Raw genomic sequence first — 21,125 nt, 5'->3', positions numbered from 1 at the left:
ATAATACTTTGGTCAAAATTTTTAAAATAACAACTCTTTATGATGAGGCTGCCTGCACGGAGCAGCAGCCTCATCATTCAGGAAAATTCTATTATCATAGCCCTTGGAGGAAGATGGTTATCAAGCGATTTCTACTCATTACGCTGTTACTTTAAAGCCGCAGGTAATTTCACTGCGACTAACCTGTCTGGCGTCTGTATGATAAGGAATCCATCCTCTTTAAGGATTTGTTCATATTTACGCGCACCAGTTTTCACCCGAAACAGCGGTTTGCTAGTATCAAAATCAAGCGCGTGCATGATGCCATCGGTTTGGGCAAGATAGACTCCTTTACCATAGACCACCGTCAATGCGGATGGGTTGTCTCCAGTCCAGCTGAGGTCTTGTCCGTTAATTGTTTTCATGCTTGTGAGTAAACCATTCTGTGATTTGCCGAATAAAATGCGACCACGGTGAACTTTACTAAGAGGGTAAACTTCTCGATCATAAATGGGCTCACTGTAGGACTTTAGAGGTTTGCCTTCCGGTTTATAATTTTTGAAATCATATACCTCTATAATGCCATTATGATGAATATAAAAATCATTTCCATCAAAGTAGGTCGATATACGAGTCTCATATTTATCGCCCGAACCTTCGGCTATGCTCCAGCGATAAACACGGCTTCCTTTTATTTCACCCGTCTTTACATTGATAACGGATATTGTAATGCTGCGCTCAGGACTTTCATCTATCGGTTGACTATTATATTTAATAGAGTATGCAAGTCCGCCTTCAATCTTAATCGGAACGTTTTGATCTATTATCCCCCAAAGCTTTTTCCCTGTTTTCTTATCGATGGCATTAAGTTGATTATAGGTGTTTGATTCTCCATTTATTGTAAAAACACGCAATGCGACTTCTCCCGCATCCAGAAGTCCTGAATATCCGTATTCTGCAAGGGGCTCGCTATTTACCCAGAGCTGCTTTCCCGTCTTCAAGTGGACTGCAACGATATAATTGCTTAACAAGTAATACACTGTATCGCCGAAAACCTCGATCGCGTTTGGTTTCTCAATCTGGACGCTCGATGTCCATAGCTTCTTCCCGTTTGAAGCAGAAAGAGCATAAAGTCTCCCGTTATTCAAAACCCCGAATATATTTCCCCCATGATACACAAAGGTGGGTTGTACATCATCTTCAAAAGTCCATAAGATCTCGCCTGTCTGAGCGTTCAAAGCGATTAACTTTCTGTCTCTTAATGTGAAAACCTTGCCCTCACCTGCTACTGTAGAGTTAGTAGTTAAATAGTCGTCCCAATTATCGACCTTTACGGACCAAGCTTGCTGGACAATCGGTGACTGAATCCCAGGGTTTCCTATACCGAAGGATATTACAGGAGTCTCGGCATACACTTTATTCATTCCAATAGGGTCTGACGTTTGCCCGATCTGAATGGTTGTGAGCAAGATAGAAGCTGCAAGCAATGATCGAAATATTAATTTTCTTATCATGGATGAACCTCCTATTACTTTGATAAAAAATAACAGCCATGAGTACGGATCATTGCTGAACGGTGCTCATGACTATCGACTTGTCTGCTGCTTGCTATGGGCTGATGATACCTTTGGCCCGAGCGTCTTTCAGCCACTGCGGGTATTCATTGAATAGTCGATCATACAGATCTTCATCACTTACTTGGTCCAAATCATCCAGTGCAAAAAAATCGGCGTTATCGAGTACTCGTCCCCTCAAATCATCGAGCTTGCGCAGCACGCCGAAGTCGGCATTACCGAGGCCGACAAATTGCCAAAATATATTTTGACCGGAACTATCAATAAGAAGCTTCGAAATTTTCTTCGTTTCATAGATGCCGCCATCGCTGAAGAAGACAATGTAGGTTGGCATTTTTGAAGGCTCTTCTTGTGTATACTTCTTGATTATATCGGCCATAACAAGAGGTTCATTATTACCAGCGCCGAGGCCGCCAAATAGGCGAGGGGCCGGATATGTATTTTTAACGTAATTTTCGTATTCATTTTCGTTTACGCTCTTCATTCGTTGACTCTTCGAGGCAAAGAACCAGACATCCATCATGCCATCGTCATCCATGCTTGCAGCTACTGCAAGTACCCGCTCAAATGCGCGCTGCACCACGCCTTTTTCGTAGAGAGCATACATGGAGCCGGAGGCATCGAATATAACAGCTACGCGTGCTTTTTGCTGATCGATATTTTTTTTGCGAAGCGATATGGCCACCTTTTGCTTCAACAAATCAATTTTGTTCAAATTAATTTTAGATGGCGCATCACTTGCCGAGGAACTCGCTGCGCCTGAGCGTGCAGCTTTGATTTCGGATACAGCTTTGGAGCGTGCCTGATCGGCTTGAATCGTCGGAACTGCTGGCGATGGGGGACTGCTTGTATCTTCTTCCTCAGCAACGTTTACGCCATGAGCTTCTGCGAGCGGTTTCAAACCACCRTGGAAACCTTTGCCAACCGCACGAAGCTTAAAGCCGCTTGAATGCAGGTACAGCTCGGCGAGCACTAGTGAGGTTTCAGCATTTCCTTCTGTTATTTCATATACAACTTTTTTCACCGAGGTTTCGGCAGTGATTTGACATCCCTTTACATCTGCGAACGTTCCCGGTCCATCAAGGGTGATCGCAAATACGCATTTTTGAACCTTCGATGACTGGAGGGCTGTAAGATTAATGATAAATTCACTATTCCATTTGTCTTGTGGAGTGAATTGCACGATGCGCCCGGGATCCGCAGGCTGGTTATAAAATACGAAATAATCATCGGATGAAACTTTACCGTCAGAGCCTACCATAAAGCAGCTGACATCGAGATCTGCTGGCGAATGCTTGCAGGAAATGGAAACCTTCACCGTGGCCGCCTCGCCAAGTGGAGCATTAGCGCCTGTTATTAATTTAATCGTAGAAGTACTCATACGTTCACTCTCCTTGTCTCGTACTGAGAATGTGAGGGATAACCTGCATATTATGGAAACCTTACACTGTAATGGTTGAATTATATCATAGGTTTGAATAGAGAACTATTTTAATAGATAGGTGTAATTTAATAGATTATCCATGCTTAACAATCAATCTGCTTAGCTTGGTTTGGTGTCCGGTGAGAATGGGTTTGGTTGTTGGAATTTAAAATGTTGATTCTATGTGCTTCCAAGCTTTGCTCATTCTTTCTATCCCGACTGTTAAATCATCGTCAGTGAGGTGGGAAAAGCCGAGGCTTATACCAATCCGATTACGGTTCATTCGATCTTTCACCCACTCGACGCCTGCTTCCCTGCAAGCCTTCTCAAAAGCATCATAATCCTCTTGTGCTCCTGTCCACCAACCGAAAATATGCAAACCTGCATCTCCCTCAACCCAGCGAATCGGAATGGTCAATCGTTTCAACGCGTCGCGCAAAAGAGTGAATTTGTGGCTGTATATTCGCTTCATTCGTCTCAAATGCCGTTCATACAGCCCGCTATTCATGAACGAGGCGAGTGCCCGCTGCTCAAGAATTGCGCTTGGATGCGGCTCATATAACGCCTTTGCTCTAGCAAAGGGCACGACTAAAACTCTCGGCAGAACAACAAAACCAAGCCTTATATCCGTCATCATCGTTTTGGAAAATGTTCCTGTGTATATGACGAGATCAGCTGAAGTTTCCAAACTTTTGAGCGTCTCAATCGGTTTGCCTCGGTGGCGGAATTCACTGTCATATTCATCCTCGACGATAAATGCACTCTGATCAGCGGCCCATTGGAGCAGCTGCTGCCTTCGCTCCATGTTCAACACAGCCCCCGTTGGGTATTGGCGATTCGGTGTAACAAAAAGCAGCTTGGCATTCCATGGTTGCGGAACTAGTCCTTGATCGTCAACTTCACCTTCAATCAACATTGCTCCTGAAGCAAGCACAGCTTTCCGAATCCCATAATAACCGGGGCTTTCGGCTACGACGGCATCCCCAGAGCCTGCTAAAAGCTGTGTCAACAAGGCAATTGCTTGCATCGATCCGTTTACGATCRCAATTTGCTCCGAATTAGCAACAATACCCCGATAGCGCTGAAGATGCTTAGCGATGGCTTCGCGCAAAGTTTCCACACCAAGCGGCTTGTGTGCATCGATATTAGCTTTTTCTGTCATTTTCCTTGTTTCATCATACAGGCACCGATTCCAGTCTTCCTTCGAAAACGAGCTCATGTCGGTTATTCCCAGTTGAAAGGATATTTTCTCGGAACATTTTGATTGATCTGAACCATCATTTACTAATGTCTGATGGCTATCCGTCCCATCAATGTGGGTATCTGTTTCCCTGACATGAACTGCCATGCCTGCAATCCGCTCACCCCATTCAGACAATTGTATTTCTCTCTTGGCAAAAGGGAGCAAAGAAAGGTTCGTTGTCTGATAACTAACGTATGTTCCGCTGCCGGTCAAGGGAGCCACATACCCTTCAGCTGCGAGTGCTTCAAGTACATTCGAAACTGTACCGCGTGAAAATCCATACATCCTCGCTAGTTCCCGGCTTGAAGGAAGTTTATCCCCATGGACAAGCTTGCCTTCCATCAAAGCATCCCGCAGCGCATGGTACAACATCTCATATTTGGTGGTGTAACGTTCCTTATACGGCTCTAAAGCTAAATAAATAGTCATGTTTGCTTACCTGCCGTTTCTAAAGTGGTCTAATGAAATTTATCGAAAATGGATCTATTACTAATCCGATATGCATCATATAATGACAACAATCTCACATTTCAAGTAAACAAGCAATACGGAATCCATACCATAACAGAGATACTATTCTTATATAAAATCGGAGGTCACGGTAATGAATACAGAAAAAAACACATTGCAAGGCACGCGCGCAAAGCTGACCTTGTTGGAGGAGCATCATGCTGGCATGCTGCTGGAAGCGGCAAAGGACACACCGATTTGGGGTGTGTCTTTGAAAGGGATTTCTTCGTTAGCTGATGCCGAGCAGTATATTGGGCAAGCCAAAAAAGAAGAGGCGGCGGGAACCTGCATTCCTTTTGTTATATGGGATCAGGTACAGAATAAAATCGTTGGGAGTACCCGATTTTTCGATATTTCAGCAGAGCATCGCGGTTTGGAAATCGGCTACACCTGGATGAACCCCAGCGTTTGGCGGACAAGGGTGAATACCGAATGCAAATATTTGCTGCTGCGCGAAGCATTCGACAATCACARCATGATCAGAGTACAGCTTAAAGCGGATCTTCGTAATACGAGGTCACAGGCAGCTATTGAGCGCATCGGTGGCATTCGAGAAGGGGTGCTGCGCAACCATCGCGTGTTAAGTGACGGCTATATTCGCGATACAGTAATGTACAGCATTACGAATCAGGAATGGCGGTCGGTTAAGGCAAGGCTGGAGTCTTATCTCTCTAAATAAGAATGGAGTTAGACCTTTTCATTTGTAGATAATGAATAATTTCTTGACAGCTCACCTCGAGTCGGTATACATTTGTATACATAAACCGTTTGTATACAAATGTATACAACTTGAGGGGGAGTAACAATGCGCGAGGGAAGACACGGACACATAGGGCATCACGAACACAGAGGACACAGAGATCGGGGACATGAACACGACGGTAGAAGACATGAGCGTACTTCAAGCGCTCAAACCTTTCGCCGAGGCAGAGCGATTGCATTCCTGGAGAGACTTCAAACGAAGCGCTCAACTTTACTGCATCAACTGAATCAGCCAGAATACGACGCCATCAAACTAGTTATAAGTGGTGAATTAAAAGCTACAGATGCAATTATTCAGGAGTTTATCCAGTCGTTTGAGCTTCGCGAAGCAGCTCCTGAAAGCGACAATAACAATATTGGAGAAGATGAGAAAAATGACAGTAACTGAAGCAATAAGAACCCGCAGAAGTATTAAATCATTCAGCCCTCAGCCTATTTCCGAAAGTGATTTGATTTCTTGGCTAGAGACTGCCAGCTATGCGCCAAACCATCGCTTTAACGAGCCTTGGGAGCTCCTGTTTATTGGACCAGAAACAAGAACTAAATTAAATCATAAAACGGACTTTGGCAAAGCGCCTGTCGTTATTGGAGTATTGTCTAAACCAGGTTCGACTTCATTTGAACGCGACGAGAATGTTATGGCTGTCTCTTGTTTTGTACAGAACTTCTTATTAGCCGCTCATGAAGCTGGTGTTGGTGTGTATTGGGCTTCTCTGGGGGCTTTGGCTCATAACCGCACCATTTTAGATGTGCCGGAAGATTACGATGTTATTGGTGTATTGGGAATTGGTTATCCAGCAGAAGTTCCAAATGCTAAGCCAAGAACATCAATTGCTTCCAAGATTACGTATCTCTCTTAAAAATATACCTCTCTACAGTATTGCTTGTCTGTGGGGAGTTTTTTTGTCATTAGTGAATGATCTAAAGCAAGAAATATTCACTTTGACTAACCAATTCGTAACGTTATATTTAAAGCAATTCCACAAATTGAATTTCAAACAACAAATAATTAATATATAAAGGTTGTGATTCCATGCTAACACCAGTCACCCTTCGAGGGAATCTAGTCCATCTCGAACCAATGACAATGGACCACGTCGATGATCTCTGCTCCGCAGCCTCGGAAGATCGGTCACTTTATACGTATACGAATGTGCCAAATGGGCGGGTGGATACCGAACGATACATAGAGAGTGCATTAATGTCCTACGAGAAAGGCCGTGCAGTGCCATTTGTGGTCCGTCATATTGAAACAGGGCGTATTGTAGGAACTACAAGATTTCTGGATTTAGAAGTTTTCTCATGGCCGCCTCCATGGCCTCCAGGGGTTGCGAGTGGACCATCGCCTTCGGATGAGAAACCGCCAACCGTGGCCGAAATCGGCAGCACTTGGTATGCAGCATCAGTAATTCGTTCAGGAGTTAATACACAATCTAAGCTTCTTCTGCTTACCCATGCGTTTGAAACGTGGAAGGCGACTAGAATTTCGCTCAAAACAGATGCTCGCAATTTACGTTCTCGTTCAGCGATATTACGGCTTGGTGCTGCTTTTGAAGGTATTCGAAGGGCACATGTCCCTGCAAGTGATGGGGGTATTAGAGATACAGCTTATTATTCGATACTTGCCGAGGAATGGCCAGGGGTGCGAGGCAATCTTCACGAACGTCTTCAAAGAGGCCCAAATCGTTAGGGACTTGTACCAATTATATTCAATTGAAAAGTGATTTTTTATAATATAACCTCTCTAGCGTGAAGATACACGGTGTAGAGGTTTTTTGTGTTTTTGTAGTCAATAGCGTTGAACAAAAAGAGTGAGCTCATTTGTTGAGAAAATTTGGATTTAATGATACTCTAAATTTAGGCAGTGCCTAATTATTTTAGTTGCTGCCTAATGTGGTGTCGAGGGGTGTTTAACTTGCTTGAATGGATGCTCAGAAAAATGATGGCTGATCGAGGAATATGGACGGGTGCAGCACTGGCTCGCCTGCTGGAGGATAAGGCTAACTATAACCTTTCTGCTCCTTCAATCAGTGCTCTAATTTCAGGGAAACCGAAACAAATGAAGGCTGAAACGTTAGATGCACTTTGTACTGCATTAGAATGTAAACCTAATGATCTATGGGTACATACCCCAACTTTGCAAGTAAAGGAGGCTTAGTTTGTGACTATAAAAGCAATTCTGCCTTTTGGTGATCCTGTTCTTCGAAAGAAAGCTAAGCCAATTGAAAGTATTACTCCGAAAATTTTAAAGCTTTTGGATGATTTGGCTGAAACACTCTACGATTCGAATGATGGGGCTGGTCTAGCTGCTCCTCAAATAGGCATTCTAAGAAGAGTGATTGTTATGGATTGTGGCGATGGGCTAATTGAACTGATTAACCCGGAGATCGTCTATCAAAGCGGTGAACAAGTTGGCTCTGAAGGGTGTTTATCTCTTCCTGGATATTATGGCATAGTTAAAAGGTCACAACATGTGAAAGTGAAAACGTTAACTAGATCAGGTGAAGAGCTCGTTATTGAAGCAGAGGGTTTTCTGGCGAGATGCATACAACATGAGGTGGACCACTTAAATGGTGCGCTTTATATAGATCTTATCCAAGAGAATTCTTTTTTTGTAGAGGGGACGAATGAACGGGCAGATCTTATCGAGGCATGCAAGTTATCCTATACGAATTTGTAATAGAGGATTGTTAAAATTCAAAGTTATTTCAACCTAAAACGAGCCACTAGAAGCGATTCTAGGGCTCGTTATTTTTTTGGATATGACCTTCAAGTTGCGGGTTATCGTTAAGACAGGCTATTTGGTATTACAAGTGCTGAATCAGTTGCTTAACGAGCTTCTCCAAGTAAAGCTGGTCAACCTCGTCAAAACGATTAAGCTCAGGGCTATCTATGTCGAGAACGCCGAACAACTCGTCGTTTATAATAATTGGAATAACGATTTCGGATTGGGATGCGGCATCACATGCGATATGTCCCGGAAACTCATGCACATTTCCAACTCTGACAGTCACTCTTTGGCTGGCAGCTTTCCCGCAAACGCCCCGATGTAGAGGAATGCGGACGCAAGCGGGTAATCCTTGAAAAGGTCCTAGGACTAGTTCTTCGCCCCGATACACGTAAAATCCAACCCAATTAATACGATCTAAAAATTGATTAAGCAATGCCGATGCATTGGAAAGGTTGGCAATTACATCAGATTCACCCTCCAGCAAAGCTTGAAGCTGCCGGATGGCCAAATCGTATTTTTGCTCCTTTGATCCTTCGTATTGTTCTGGATGAAACATCGTTCGACTCCTTTATTGTAAATGGGATTAGTTTATCATTTTTTGTTGTACATCACATTTTAGCATACTCCCTAATAAGATTTAAACATTTCGAAATAACAGGCAAATGAAGCAGTGGAAATCAAATGGATTAATTTTCAATGGGAGAACGCATACTAACAAAAAGGAGTGATTTTTATGGAAAATAATAAAGACAATCCGAAAAAAGACTACAAGCCAGACATTACGAATTACGATTATGTTTGGGGCAGTGACCAAGATGAATATGTGAAAAACGACCAACCAGCTGACGAAGCAACAAAGCAAGAAATTGAACTTTCGGAAAAATGATTTAATGGCACGTATATTTAAATCATAAAAGAGGCTGTCCCTAAAGCAATTTTCGAATCATTCAGCCCCACTTATCATGTAATATTTTGGAAAAAAAGAACCTTCAGATTCACTTTCATAGTGGTTTTGAAGGTTCTTTTGCACATACTATGGGATTCACTCACTCAGGTTTACCCTGTTGGGATATCCCCTTTTCTAATTCGGCAAATATGCACTTCTACATTGTTCTTAATTATTTTCTATCCTGCATATTCGCAGGATAGCGGCATCTTTCTCACACTTACGTGTAGCTATACTGTATTCCCTACAATATAAGCGCTTTTAAAGTGCTAAAATGGCAGATCATATAGCAAGTTATTGCATAAATACAACATAAATCTCCAACACAGCTAAACATGGCCGAAGTTCCTGCTATTGTGCAGGATAGCTGGACGTTGATCGCTGAGAATAGTGTTGGAGACTTCTCAAAATAGCATCAAAACAAAGAAAAAGTGTAAGGATATGCGTTGTCGGTAAGACGAATGATTGAACCCGAAAGTATATTCGGGCAAATCAAGAATAACAGGGAATTTAGGCATTTTCTGCTTCGCGGCTTGCCAAAGGTAAGTCTAGAGGTCGGGTGGCTTTCGCTTGCCCACAATCTGATGAAGCAAGCAAAATAGAGCAGAACAGAAAAATAGACGTACAGGAATAGCGAATAGCTCTCCTGACGGCTATTTTTCATATTTCCTAATATTTCCGTTCAACGTGAGCTATCCCTTCAGCGAGCTAAACGCTGTTGGGACAGCCTCTTTTTTGCTATTTGCAACGATTAAAGATGATTTCGCCAATTTTTCGGTATCCTATGGAGTTGGGGTGAATCAAATCCTTAGACCAAAAGGTATTGTCTTCAGCTATTGGATGATTCCAGAAATCGATAGGCATTAATTTGAACACGCTGCTAAGTGAACGAACGACTTCATTTGCTTGCAGCAGCTGTTCTTTTATTACTCGTTTTTTTTCATCAGGCAAAGGCAATCTAGCTGTAAAGTCGGGAAGATTTCCGATTATAACAGCAACACCTGACTTGCTTAACCCATCTATCATGAGCTCCATTTCCGACTTATACTCATTGAAGTTCCAGCGGCCTTTTAAAATATCATTTGCGCCTGCGATTAGRCTGACTAAATCAGGCTCTAGTGCTAGAGCCTCTTCCAGCTGCTTTAAGCGAATCTCTTTGGTTATCAATCCACGTTTAGCCAAATTGGTGTATTTTAATGCGGGCTCATGCAGCTCGGCGAAGTGATGGACCCAGCTCTTTAATGGGGTCTCCTCAACTTCATCACCAATACCTTCCGTAAAGCTATCACCCATAGCTACAAAGTGTTTCCACATATCGGGCACCTCTTTCTATTTTATGTATACCTATAGTATAAGACATCGATGTAATGGAGTCGAAGACTAGATGAATCAAGCTATTGATTTATCTAGTCTTTTTTCTGTCCAAATGTTAAAAACGTCAATGTTGAAAGCACATGAAATCGCTTAACATTAAACTAGTGTTTGTATTGCATTTGAGCACAATCTTCTAAATAATGAAAAAGTGTATACGGTGAAGCTGCATCATCTGCAAGTGGAAACAAAAAACGAGTCTAAGCTGCTGCTTCATGGCAATCTTAGCAAAAATGGAGGCGGTACTTATCCGTACAGGGTTTAGCAGAATAAAGAGCTCACTGTTGCTTCGCTTCGCGTTATTGCTGGCATTGTTGCTGATTCCGATTATCTTGATTGGGAACAACTTTTATTCTGGAGGCAGGGAGCTGCTGCGAAGGGAAATATCCAACTCGATGGAGTCGAGGGTTGATGCGAATATACGTGCGATGGAGAAGGAAGTCGAACGGATTCAACTGCTGCAGTTTGAATTAATTAACGACGAATCGCTGAACAAGCTGGCGGTTATTCCAGACTACATGAATCAATATGACAAAAGCCAAGCTATATTAATGGTACAGGACAGGCTGTTTGCACTAAAAAACAGCAGCGTATATATATCGGATGTGTCCGTACATATTCCCTCCCTTAACCGTACGATTTCCGCTATGCAGGGAACGGGCGCGATGATGCATGAGCAATTTAATGCTACTAGTGAGCTGGCTAGAAAAAGTCCGGGAAAAGCGATCTATTTCCTCAATCATATTCCGTATATTGTACTTGTTCACGAGGTGCGTGGTTTGTACGAAGCGGAAAATGCGATGTATTCCATTATTGTGGAGCTCTCACCGAATGAGCTAAGCAAATCACTTTCCTCTTTAGAGAGCAGCGAGAATAGCGGCTCCGTTCTAAGCGATCCGAACGGAGATTTTATTATTCGCACTCATCATTATGAGAATCCCTACTTGGATCAGTACATCGATCAATATAAATCGGGTGCACCTAATGAATACGAGAATATTAGGAGTGTCGGCGAGGGAGATGATAGAGTGCTCGTATCCTCTCGGTTCTCTGAGMTTCTCGGGTTCTCACTCATTCATTTTGTTCCTGAGAAACATTTGTTCAATAATTTACATCGTTACCAGCAGCTGTTCTGGGTGTTAATTGCCGAATTCCTCTTCTTTATTATTGTTTTGTGTCTTTCCTTGTACCGTATGATCCATCGGCCGTTGCTTGCGCTTCTGCGCGCATTTAGGAAGATGGAGAAAGGCGAATTGGACGTAACGATTACCGAGAACAGCCGCAGCGAGTTCGGATATTTGCTCCAGGGCTTTAATAAAATGTCCCGTTATATGAGGGATTTGATTGAACAAGTATATACGCACAAAATATTAGTTCAACGAGCTGAGCTGAAGCATCTACAATCACAAATTAACCCGCATTTTCTATATAACAGCTATTTCACGCTGTATAACATGATTGCGGTAGAAGATCATGACAGTGCTAAGCAGTTCGCTTCACAGATGGGCAGCTATTTACAGTACATTACCCGCAATTCCTCAGATGAAGTACCGCTTTTCGAGGAGGCCAAGCATGCCACAATTTATGCTGAAATTCAGGGTAGGCGCTTTCGTCTGCGGATGAAGGCCAAGTGCGGCGAAGTTCCAACTGCTTACCTTGAGGTTAAGGTACCGCGCCTTATTCTTCAGCCCTTAATCGAAAACGCTTTCGAGCATGTATTTGATCATATAGAGGAAGGCGGACTTCTGTCTATCACTTTCGAAGAAGCAGAGGATTGTTTGTTCATTCGTGTGGAAGACAATGGCCTATTATTGGATCAGGAACGGCTGGAGACGCTAGAGAAGCTGCTGAGAACGGATGAAAGTACGATTGAAACGACCGGCCTTCTAAACATACACCGAAGATTGCGGATGAAATACGGGGAGCGAGGCGGACTTGTTGTGGAGCGCAGCCGCCTTGGAGGATTGGAAGTTCGTTTGACCATATGGAAGGAGGACAAGGAGTATGCTTAGATTGTTAATTGTTGATGACGAGCCCGATATTGCAGACGGCCTCTATACGCTGCTGCAGGAACGTTTTCCGATCGAGTTCGAATTATATAAGGCTTATTCTGGAAAGAGCGCTCTCGAATGGTTAAGGAGGGGAAGATTTGACATCGTAATGACCGATATTCGGATGCCTGTTCTAAGCGGTCTGGAGCTTCACAAGCATATTCGCAGGTTATGGCCTAGATGCAAATTTGTTTTTTTGACAGGGCATAGCGAATTTGATTATGTATACGAGGCTATCCATTATGACAATACCAGCTATCTTCTTAAGACGGAGGGCCATGAGAAAATTTTGGATACGATTGGCAAGCTGGCAGAGGATATCGCTGGAGAACAGCAGATTGAAGGTCTTATGGGCAAAGCGATGCAGCAGATGGAGCAAACGCTGCCGCTGCTTCAAAACGAGCTGTTAAGCGAACTGCTCTATGATGAATCATTTGATAGGCGCAGCAGATCCAATCAATTCGAGGAGCTCGGTATTCCGCTCGATCCGAAGCGTCCAGTTCTCCTTATGATGGCTAAACTGATCGGATTGGATTCTGGATCGCGGCAGTCTGGAAAAGCGCGGCTGCACGCAGGGATGAAGGTAATCGAGGAGCAGTATGGTTATTCCCACCTGCATATGAAGTATATATTTGTGGACAAGGAAACAATGGTCTGGTTCATACAACCGGCAGCCAGTCATCTAAGCGAACCGATTGAACTTGAACAATCTGCTTTGTGGAGCGACACTCGACTAGCGGTTAGGGAATATGCGGAGAATGCAGAGGCTGTCTTTCAGCTCTCTTTCCATATTTCACTATTTTTTCTGCTGGACAGGTCTCCTTGCGAGTGGGATGACATTGCCGACCGATGGGCGATGCTGGAGCATGAGTATCATCGTCAATCCGGTGATCGAAACGGTGTTGTTCAAGTTGAATTCGACGAGTCCGAGCTTTACCTTGCGAAGATGCTGCGCAAAACGGATTTGTTTGGCGAATATTTAGCAAACGGCCAAGCCGAAGCATTCGATTCGGCCTGGGCTCGCTTCAAAGCTGAGCCTATGCGAATGGAATCGGTTTACTCTGCGCTATCGCTTGTTTTCCTGCGCCATATTCATCGTTTTAATTTGCAGGAGCGCCTATCGGTACGCATTGATTTGTCGGTATTAATGCAGCCGGCAGCTGATCAAGTGAATCTGGCATCATATATGGATTATTATTATCGACTTGCAATGACGATTTTTGAGATGCAGCAGCAGGACCAGGCTGAACGCCGCGACCGAACCATTGATCTTGTGAAGAGCTATATTCACGATCACCTAGGAGAGGATCTCTCTTTGGTGCGTTTATCTGAGATTGTACAATGGAATCCGTCTTATTTATCCAGAGCTTTCAAAAAGGTGACAGGTACGAACGTGCTCACTTATATCCATGAGGCTAAGCTGAAAGAAGCGATGCGGATGCTGCTTCAACCAGATCTGAAAATTCATGAAATAAGTGCCGCGCTTGGCTTTATTTCACCGCCCCATTTTACACGATTCTTCAAGAAAGCAAGTGGTTATACCCCACAGGATTACCGATCGCTGGAAGAACGATGATGGATGGGCTTGCTCGGCAAATTTTTGCACAAAGGTAAAAAATAGATAAGCAGAAGTAAAGAAATGGCCTGTTACGGAAGTCGATGTAACGGGCTTATACTTTATTTATGCAAGTGATAGCGTTTACAACAAAAGGGGGATTAAACATGCAACACAAAAGCTTGAAGCGATATTTAATTCTCGCTACAGCAGTCATGCTTCTCTTAACATCAGCATGCAGCACTACGAATAACGGTGCGAGTGGAAACAAGGGCAAGCAAGAAAACACTGCAAACACAGGCGACAGCAAGGGCGCAGCGAATTCGACAGACAAACCAGCCGATGGTGTTCCGCTGGGCAAATATGAGCCTGCAATTGAGGTGACAACCGTAAGATCGCTGCCGCCGTCGATCAAGTTCGAGAAGGGCGACAGCATAGACAACAATATTTGGTATCGCTCTTATGAAGAGGAGCTGGGTATTAAGCTGATCAATAAGTGGAGCGTTCCACAGACACAGTGGCAGCAAAAAATGAATGTGACCATCGCATCTGGCGATATTCCTGATATTTTGACGGTGTCAGCTAATGAGCTGAAGCGCCTTGTCGATGCCGATATGGTCGAGGACATGACGGAAGTATTTGAGAAATACGCTTCGGAGAAAACGAAGCAAGTCATAAGTAATGATGGAGGCAACGGAATGAAGGCCTCCACCTTCGAAGGCAAATTGCTTGCGCTGCCTGGTGTTACCTTCACAGGTACCGGTGCGCAGATGTTATGGATTAGACAAGATTGGCTGAAGAAGCTTAATTTGCCTGAGCCCAAATCGATGGAGGACGTATATCGCATTGCCGAGGCGTTTGCGAATCAAGATCCTGATGGCAACAACCAGAAGGACACGCTAGGGCTGGGCGGAATCCATAAGGATCTGAACTCCTTAATGGGCTTCTTCGAAAGCTTCCATGCTTATCCGGGACGGTGGGTCAAAGATGACTCAGGGCAGCTTATCTACGGTGACATTCAACCTGGCCTTAAGCCAGCGCTGCAGAAGCTGCAGGATCTGTTCAAAGCAGGTCTGATCGATCCAGAATTTGCGGTCAAGGATCAGTCTAAAGCATACGAATTAATTGCTGGTAACAAAACGGGCATGTTCTACTCAGGCGAGGGTGCCGTGTGGTGGCCTTTGACGGATCATTATAAGAAGGAAAAGTCGGATTGGAAGCCGTATCCACTCATTTCCTTTGACGACCAGCCAGCAAGTACCTCAGGCGGCATTCCGGTTGGGAATTATTATGTCGTTCGCAAAGGGTTCGAGCATCCGGAAGCGCTCGTGAAGCTGCTTAATTTTGCAGTAGAGAAGCAATATGGTCCGGAAGGACGTCTGGACGCCTATTGGTACGGGGGAGAAAACAAGGAAATTAATGTTGCGGCATTTGCAGCTGTTATCATAAGTGATCCACTGGAGCTGATAAATATTCACCGAGGTGTTCAGGAATCGGTTGATGCAGGGAAGTATGTAGATAATCCGATTGCCGATGTAAAGCATCATTATGACCTCTACCAGTTGTGGTTATCGGGGAAATTTATAGACAGCAACGAGGAAGGGCAGGCCTGGTCTTCCTATAAATGGGCTGGACCAGGAGGCGGTATGAATGTAGTCAGCGACTACGTGAAGGATAAGAAGTATCTGGTTGATGAATATTCGGGACCAAGCACGCCAACGATGACAGCCAAGAAAAGCACACTGGATAAGATGAAGCTGGAAGTGTTCACGAAAATTATTATGGGGCAATCGGATGTAAGCGAGTTCGATAAGTTTGTAGCGGATTGGAAGAAATTTGGCGGAGATGCAATTACGGCTGAAGTAAACGAATGGTATAAGGCTAAACAATAACCTGAGAAGGGAGAGGAAGCAGCTCGAATGGCTTGCTTCCTTTCTTACTCTATCAGCTTAGAAAGGAATGATCATGTTGCAAGCGGCGACCGTCAAAAGAAGACGATCTTGGAAGAAGCATCTACCTCTGCATCTTATGCTGGTGCCCGGAATTCTATTGTTAATCATGTTTCATTATATCCCTATGGCAGGAATCGTCATTGCCTTCCAGAATTTCATTCCTGCTAAAGGCTTCTTCGATTCCAAATGGGTGGGTTGGAACAATTTCGAGTTTATGCTCCAAATGCCTGGGATTGGCCAAGTATTATGGAACACCATTTTTATTGCTTTTCTGAAAATCATCTTCGGTCAAATTGCCCCTATTGTGACGGCATTGCTGCTTAATGAAGTGCGGAAATCATCGATCAAGAGATCGGTGCAGACTCTTATTTATTTGCCGCATTTCCTATCGTGGGTCATTCTTGGCGGCATTCTGATTGATATTCTCTCACCATCACAGGGACTACTGAATGAAGTGATTAGCTGGTTTGGAATGGAACCGCTATTTTTTCTTGGCAATGATAAGCTGTTTCCTTATGTGCTCGTTGTCACGGATGTGTGGAAGGAATTCGGGTTTGGCACGATTGTTTATCTCGCTGCGCTTACAAGCATTAATCCTACATTATACGAAGCCGCCATTATGGATGGGGCAGGCAGATGGAAACAAACGATTCATGTGACATTGCCAGGCATGCTTCCCATCATAGTGCTGCTGGCGACACTCGGGCTTGGGGGCGTGCTGAATGCTGGCTTCGATCAAGTATTCAATTTGTATAACCCGCTTGTCTATCGTACGGGAGATATTCTGGACACTTTTGTGTATCGACTAGGTCTTATAGATGCTCAATATGCGGTTGCGACAGCTGTCGGCTTGTTCAAATCGGTGGTATCTTTGATTTTTGTAGGAGCATCGTACTGGCTTGCTTATCGTATTGCTGGTTACCGTATTTTTTAAGGAAAGGAGAGACCGTTATGGACTTCAATGATTCACTGGGAAGAAAAGTTTTTCTTATCTGCAATAATGTTTTCCTTATTACGTTAGCTGTTGTTTGTTTGCTTCCTCTCATTAATATATTGGCTCTGTCGTTTAGCTCAAGCTCGGCGGCGACGGCTGGGGCGGTCAAGCTGTGGCCAGTTGATTTTACGCTGAGCTCCTACAAGTACGCTCTGTCCAAACCGGAATTTTTACAGTCGCTTTTTGTTTCTATTGTACGGGTTGTTCTGGGTACGATCATCAGTTTGTTGGTGGTTGTTATTTCCGCGTATCCGTTGTCGAAGGAACGGACGGAGTTTCCAATGCGAACCTTCTATGTGTGGTTCTTCTTTGTAACCATTTTGTTTAGCGGGGGATTAATCCCAACCTACATGGTCATTCGAAATTACCATATGCTTGATACGATCTGGGCACTTGTACTTCCAGGCGCTGTGGCGGTGTTCAACATCGTGCTGCTGCTGAATTTCTTTCGCGGTACACCGAAAGAAATTCAAGAGGCTGCACTTGTTGACGGATGTACCYATTGGCAGCTGCTTTGGAAAATGATGGTTCCGATATCGATTCCTGCACTTGCGACAATTCTGTTGTTTACATGCGTAGGACAGTGGAATTCTTGGTTCGATGGACTGATCTATATGAACTCGCCTATGAATTATCCGTTGCAGACGTATCTGCAGACACTTGTTGTAAGTACGGAATTATTTACGGCAKGGGGAAACCTGACAGCGGAAGATATGAAGGCGCTTGCTGAGGTATCAGACCGTACGACCAAAGCCTCGCAAATTTTTCTTGCAGCACTGCCTGTGCTTGTTCTCTATCCTTTTTTGCAAAAGTATTTCATGAAAGGCATCGTACTTGGCAGCGTGAAAGGTTAGATTTAAGAATTATCATGACTTCATATCGGGAGGAATGGTTTGTGATGAAGATGAAGCTGTTGCTTGTGCTCTTTTTGATAGCAACTTTTTTGAATGTTGGGGAGGCGCATGCTGTGAATCAGGAAAATAAGCAGAGCACTTCAAAAATCGTTACTTGGGATACGCCTGCTTGGCAGCAAAAAAACAATAGTTTTTCGGTTTGGATAAGAGARAGCGGCCAGAAGACGTGGAAAGAGCTTTATGTTTATAACGTAAAAAACGGCGAGCAGAAGGAGCAAGATGTGCCAACGGATGCAGCCATGGTTAACGTAGACTTTTCAGGTACAGCAGAGTTTAAGGTAACGTATAACAAGGAAAAAATCAAAAATTATGAAATACGCCCTTCGGCTTATGGAATTAATGCTAAAAAAACAGAAGGGAAAACATTAACCTTTTCGCTCACGCAAAATAGCATAGCTCCATTAAAGCCCACCATTATGGTGAATGGCAGCTGGAGTGAGGGCAATTTGCATATCCTTTCAAACATGCCTGAGAACGATGCACCTTCACAGAATGCCGCAAACGTTTATGTTATAAATCCTGGCGACCCGATCCCGCTTTATTTGCCAACGGGAAAAGATACGTATTATTTTAAGCCGGGCGAGCACGAGCTGCCAAAAGGGATGTGGGTTGAGCTTGATCTCGAGGAAACTGTTCAACTGGAAAAATTTGATTTGGTACAGCAGCTAACCGACTCCCAGTGGTTTGCAAAAGGGCCCCAACGATTCGTGATTGAGGCCAAGGAGAGAAAAGACGACCCGTATGTAAAAGTCTACGATGGGTATGAGAATAATAAGGAAGGAACAGTCACCGATTTATTGAGTAATGTGAACGCGAGATATGTAAAGCTTGTCCTACTAGGTAATACCGGATCAAGTCATTATGTAATGACATCATTGGCAAGCGAATTTAAGCTTTATAAAAAGGGAGACGATTCTACAAATATTGCAAAGGGCAAAGCGGTAAATGGGGCATTCCCCAGTTACTCCAAAATGACTGACGGCAATGATTCTACTCATTATATGTCGTCTACCGGTTATGGCAATTGGCATGCAGGAGAAGCGTTTTATATCAGTCAGAGCGATACGACTGTTTATTTGGCACCAGGCTCGCTTGTCAAAGGGTCAATTTCTGCAGATGATTTGAGCAACATTACAATTAAAGGCCGAGGTATCATGTACGGTGGTGATCTTTTGCGGCCTAGAAATTACGCTGAGGGACGAAGCGGGGCGATATGGATTACGAGAAGCACTAATTCAAAGGTAGAAGGCATTACACTGATCGATTATCCGATGTGGTCAGTCGTTATGAACTTTACGGATCAAACGTCGATCAAAAACATAAATTTTTTCGGTTCGATGGTTAATGCTGATGGCATTCACCTCTCAGGCAGCAAAAATGCGCAGGTTTCAGGCGTATTCATAAGAACGACGGACGATAATTTTGTCATTTATCATTATGGAGAGAGTTCGAATATATCGGTGAAGGATTCGATTTTTTGGGCAGATAATGCCCGTCCGATATTGCTTGGGCTTGGCGATACGCCAAATGCGACGATCGATAAGGTTAACTTTGAGAATATCTATATTTTGAATCAACGAGGCGTATGGGATCTGAATAAATATAATGGTGCGATTCAAATTTGGGCAACAGGAGGGAACAAGATAAGCAATATTGCCTTTAAAAATATTCATATCGATGAGTTCGAAGCTCCGGGGGACTCTATGCTTTTTCAAATCAAGACAGATGAGATGGCTGCTGGAATTGCGCCTGGTTCTGTGAGCAACGTCTCCTTTAACAACATTATCTACCGCGGCAAGCTTCCACGAAAATCTCTTATTAGTGGCGTTGACGACAGCCATAATGTGAGCGGGATCGTATTTAACCGTTTTAAAATAAACAATACATTATTGTCTTCTACTAACATGAAACAGTTTATCGAATTTAAGGGGAAGTATTCGGATATAAAATTTAAATAGCATCAAAAAAACGGAAAATAAGCTGCTGACCTGCCTGTTATGGGCAGGTTTTTTTGTGTTTGCTATCAGGAAGGATGCATGCGTTCACGGAAAGCGGTAGGGCTAATTTTCTCATATTGTTTAAATAGTTTACTGAAATAAAAGGTGTCCGAGATTCCGACATCTTGAGAAATTTCTTGTACGGTTCGATTCGTGCTTTTCAATAGAAATTTGGCTTTTTGAATTTTTAACATGTTCGTATATTTGATGATGTTTGTACCTGAATATTTCTTAAAGATTTGACACAAATATTCATACGTACGATCCATGCTGCGTTCTATTTCTTCTTTTGACAGGTTGTCGGTGTATGCTTCATCTAATAGACGAACCAATTTGCGATAAACAACAAATGATTCGGGAATGTAACGCTGATTTTTGGATTCGACTAAAATGGATAAAGCAATGGATTCCAAAATTTGCGCAAATTGCAGCGTGGAGCGAAAGCGAAAATATACTTCTGGCTTAGAGAAGGTCTCCAGCAGCTTTTCGAATTGGGAAAGAAGCTCGTAGGGACGAGGGAATTGAAAATGCCGCGGAAGAATTAATTCATCGACATGCTCATATTCAAAGGTACGTAAATCCTGATGCTCCAGCAGCGAATAATCGATGCCAGATGCCAAGTCTCCGACTTCCTTCAGAGAAGGCGTGCAGGAAAATTGAACCCAGAAGAAATTCGCTTTGGGGTTCGTTTTTTTCCAGCTGTAATGCCGCTCCCATGGTTTTAAAATGAAGATGTCTCCGGAGTTCAGCTCGAGCTGTTCGGATTCCACTTGCAGGTAAATGGGCCCTTCGGCAACGACCATCAGTTCAAAAAAAGGATTGGAATGCTCCATCATATAGAGGTTATCATTGCCCTGTTGTATGCCAGCCCATCTCACATCAAGGCTCGCGAGCCTTGACATTGTAAAAAAAGACATGAAATCCCTCCCATACCTATTAAATAGGATCAATTAATTATAGGAGATTATGGTATCTCTGACAACACTATGAGCATACGGATATGAACCGATAGAATCGATGAAATGGAACGGTTTTTTTTAACATTATTTATTTTTAAACCTTAACAATGTCGATGTTTCTCGTACTGTTTCGTTGATAAACTCATTGATGTAACCACTATGAG

The 21,125-nt window shown here is 43.5% G+C and carries 19 protein-coding genes and 1 pseudogene; 14 read left to right on the top strand and 6 right to left on the bottom strand.

Annotated elements, in window-relative coordinates; translation table 11 throughout:
* Positions 1–146 precede the first annotated feature (146 nt).
* From AC1DSE_RS13025 to pdxR, 3 genes are all read right to left on the bottom strand, one after another.
* Positions 147–1,493, bottom strand: a complete 1,347-nt coding sequence (locus tag AC1DSE_RS13025) for an outer membrane protein assembly factor BamB family protein (RefSeq protein ID WP_477512282.1) — start codon at positions 1,491–1,493, stop codon at positions 147–149.
* Positions 1,494–1,587: 94 nt separating this feature from the next.
* Positions 1,588–2,934: a VWA domain-containing protein gene (locus tag AC1DSE_RS13020; RefSeq protein ID WP_477512281.1), complete on the bottom strand. Its 1,347-nt coding sequence runs from the start codon at positions 2,932–2,934 to the stop codon at positions 1,588–1,590.
* Between the two features lie 208 nt (positions 2,935–3,142).
* Positions 3,143–4,648 (bottom strand): MocR-like pyridoxine biosynthesis transcription factor PdxR, encoded by a 1,506-nt coding sequence (pdxR, locus tag AC1DSE_RS13015; RefSeq protein WP_477527757.1) that lies wholly within the window; start codon positions 4,646–4,648, stop codon positions 3,143–3,145.
* A gap of 175 nt (positions 4,649–4,823) precedes the next feature.
* Here pdxR and AC1DSE_RS13010 point away from each other — a divergent pair, with 175 nt between their 5' ends.
* From AC1DSE_RS13010 to def, 6 genes are all read left to right on the top strand, one after another.
* Positions 4,824–5,408, top strand: a complete 585-nt coding sequence (locus tag AC1DSE_RS13010) for a GNAT family N-acetyltransferase (protein WP_477527756.1) — start codon at positions 4,824–4,826, stop codon at positions 5,406–5,408.
* Between the two features lie 126 nt (positions 5,409–5,534).
* Positions 5,535–5,879 carry a hypothetical protein gene (locus tag AC1DSE_RS13005; protein WP_477512278.1) on the top strand — a complete coding sequence of 115 codons (345 nt, stop codon included), beginning with the start codon at positions 5,535–5,537 and terminating at the stop codon, positions 5,877–5,879.
* Positions 5,866–6,351, top strand: coding sequence for a nitroreductase family protein (locus AC1DSE_RS13000; protein WP_477527755.1), 486 nt, complete (start codon positions 5,866–5,868; stop codon positions 6,349–6,351). The genes AC1DSE_RS13005 and AC1DSE_RS13000 overlap by 14 nt, the downstream gene beginning before the upstream one ends.
* Positions 6,352–6,524: 173 nt before the next feature.
* On the top strand, positions 6,525–7,181 hold the full coding sequence (locus tag AC1DSE_RS12995) for a GNAT family N-acetyltransferase (RefSeq protein WP_477512276.1): 657 nt from the start codon (positions 6,525–6,527) through the stop codon (positions 7,179–7,181).
* Positions 7,182–7,406: 225 nt separating this feature from the next.
* Positions 7,407–7,649 (top strand): helix-turn-helix domain-containing protein, encoded by a 243-nt coding sequence (locus tag AC1DSE_RS12990; protein WP_076270562.1) that lies wholly within the window; start codon positions 7,407–7,409, stop codon positions 7,647–7,649.
* 3 nt (positions 7,650–7,652) lie between these two features.
* Positions 7,653–8,171, top strand: coding sequence for a peptide deformylase (gene def, locus AC1DSE_RS12985; RefSeq protein ID WP_477512275.1), 519 nt, complete (start codon positions 7,653–7,655; stop codon positions 8,169–8,171).
* A 127-nt stretch (positions 8,172–8,298) separates the two neighbouring features.
* Here the strand turns inward: def and AC1DSE_RS12980 are convergent, their stop codons facing one another.
* Positions 8,299–8,778, bottom strand: coding sequence for a GAF domain-containing protein (locus AC1DSE_RS12980; RefSeq protein WP_339208422.1), 480 nt, complete (start codon positions 8,776–8,778; stop codon positions 8,299–8,301).
* Between the two features lie 177 nt (positions 8,779–8,955).
* Between AC1DSE_RS12980 and AC1DSE_RS12975 the strand changes: the two genes are divergently transcribed.
* Both AC1DSE_RS12975 and AC1DSE_RS12970 read left to right on the top strand, forming a co-directional pair.
* Entirely contained in the window at positions 8,956–9,108 is a 153-nt protein-coding gene (locus AC1DSE_RS12975; RefSeq protein WP_339208423.1) for a hypothetical protein, read from the top strand.
* Between the two features lie 497 nt (positions 9,109–9,605).
* Positions 9,606–9,770 (top strand): annotated as a pseudogene (locus tag AC1DSE_RS12970) (transposase); the annotation flags it as partial.
* 136 nt (positions 9,771–9,906) lie between these two features.
* On the opposite strand, the gene AC1DSE_RS12965 reads toward AC1DSE_RS12970, so the two are convergent.
* Positions 9,907–10,482 (bottom strand): SGNH/GDSL hydrolase family protein, encoded by a 576-nt coding sequence (locus AC1DSE_RS12965; protein ID WP_477512274.1) that lies wholly within the window; start codon positions 10,480–10,482, stop codon positions 9,907–9,909.
* 272 nt (positions 10,483–10,754) lie between these two features.
* Here AC1DSE_RS12965 and AC1DSE_RS12960 point away from each other — a divergent pair, with 272 nt between their 5' ends.
* The 6 genes from AC1DSE_RS12960 (at position 10,755) to AC1DSE_RS12935 (ending at position 19,963) form a co-directional block, all read left to right on the top strand.
* Entirely contained in the window at positions 10,755–12,551 is a 1,797-nt protein-coding gene (locus AC1DSE_RS12960) for a sensor histidine kinase (RefSeq protein ID WP_477527754.1), read from the top strand.
* Complete coding sequence (locus AC1DSE_RS12955) at positions 12,544–14,166, top strand: helix-turn-helix domain-containing protein (protein ID WP_477512272.1); 1,623 nt, start codon at positions 12,544–12,546, stop codon at positions 14,164–14,166. The genes AC1DSE_RS12960 and AC1DSE_RS12955 overlap by 8 nt, the downstream gene beginning before the upstream one ends.
* Positions 14,167–14,312: 146 nt before the next feature.
* Positions 14,313–16,037: an extracellular solute-binding protein gene (locus AC1DSE_RS12950; RefSeq protein WP_477512271.1), complete on the top strand. Its 1,725-nt coding sequence runs from the start codon at positions 14,313–14,315 to the stop codon at positions 16,035–16,037.
* Positions 16,038–16,110: 73 nt separating this feature from the next.
* Entirely contained in the window at positions 16,111–17,031 is a 921-nt protein-coding gene (locus AC1DSE_RS12945; RefSeq protein WP_139991467.1) for an ABC transporter permease, read from the top strand.
* A 17-nt stretch (positions 17,032–17,048) separates the two neighbouring features.
* Positions 17,049–17,945: a carbohydrate ABC transporter permease gene (locus AC1DSE_RS12940; RefSeq protein ID WP_477527753.1), complete on the top strand. Its 897-nt coding sequence runs from the start codon at positions 17,049–17,051 to the stop codon at positions 17,943–17,945.
* Positions 17,946–17,989: 44 nt separating this feature from the next.
* The gene (locus tag AC1DSE_RS12935) at positions 17,990–19,963 is read left to right on the top strand and encodes a glycosyl hydrolase family 28 protein (RefSeq protein ID WP_477512327.1); all 1,974 of its coding nucleotides are present in this window, start codon (positions 17,990–17,992) and stop codon (positions 19,961–19,963) included.
* Positions 19,964–20,028: 65 nt separating this feature from the next.
* On the opposite strand, the gene AC1DSE_RS12930 is transcribed toward AC1DSE_RS12935, so the two are convergent.
* Positions 20,029–20,919 (bottom strand): AraC family transcriptional regulator, encoded by an 891-nt coding sequence (locus tag AC1DSE_RS12930; RefSeq protein ID WP_477512269.1) that lies wholly within the window; start codon positions 20,917–20,919, stop codon positions 20,029–20,031.
* Positions 20,920–21,125 lie beyond the last annotated feature (206 nt).

Source organism: Paenibacillus sp. 01L418 (assembly GCF_056400045.1).
The sequence above is the reverse complement of the archived record's forward strand: the minus strand, read 5'-3'. Positions and strand labels throughout refer to the sequence as shown.

Bases quoted from the DNA above. Each gene is read 5' to 3' on its own strand.
- AC1DSE_RS12930 (WP_477512269.1), bottom strand. From the start codon at position 20,919: ATGTCTTTTTTTACAATGTCAAGGCTCGCGAGCCTTGATGTGAGATGG.
- AC1DSE_RS13005 (WP_477512278.1), top strand. From the start codon at position 5,535: ATGCGCGAGGGAAGACACGGACACATAGGGCATCACGAACACAGAGGA.
- AC1DSE_RS12975 (WP_339208423.1), top strand. From the start codon at position 8,956: ATGGAAAATAATAAAGACAATCCGAAAAAAGACTACAAGCCAGACATT.
- AC1DSE_RS13000 (WP_477527755.1), top strand. From the start codon at position 5,866: ATGACAGTAACTGAAGCAATAAGAACCCGCAGAAGTATTAAATCATTC.
- AC1DSE_RS12995 (WP_477512276.1), top strand. From the start codon at position 6,525: ATGCTAACACCAGTCACCCTTCGAGGGAATCTAGTCCATCTCGAACCA.
- AC1DSE_RS13025 (WP_477512282.1), bottom strand. From the start codon at position 1,493: ATGATAAGAAAATTAATATTTCGATCATTGCTTGCAGCTTCTATCTTG.
- AC1DSE_RS12955 (WP_477512272.1), top strand. From the start codon at position 12,544: ATGCTTAGATTGTTAATTGTTGATGACGAGCCCGATATTGCAGACGGC.
- AC1DSE_RS12980 (WP_339208422.1), bottom strand. From the start codon at position 8,778: ATGTTTCATCCAGAACAATACGAAGGATCAAAGGAGCAAAAATACGAT.
- AC1DSE_RS12945 (WP_139991467.1), top strand. From the start codon at position 16,111: ATGTTGCAAGCGGCGACCGTCAAAAGAAGACGATCTTGGAAGAAGCAT.
- AC1DSE_RS12950 (WP_477512271.1), top strand. From the start codon at position 14,313: ATGCAACACAAAAGCTTGAAGCGATATTTAATTCTCGCTACAGCAGTC.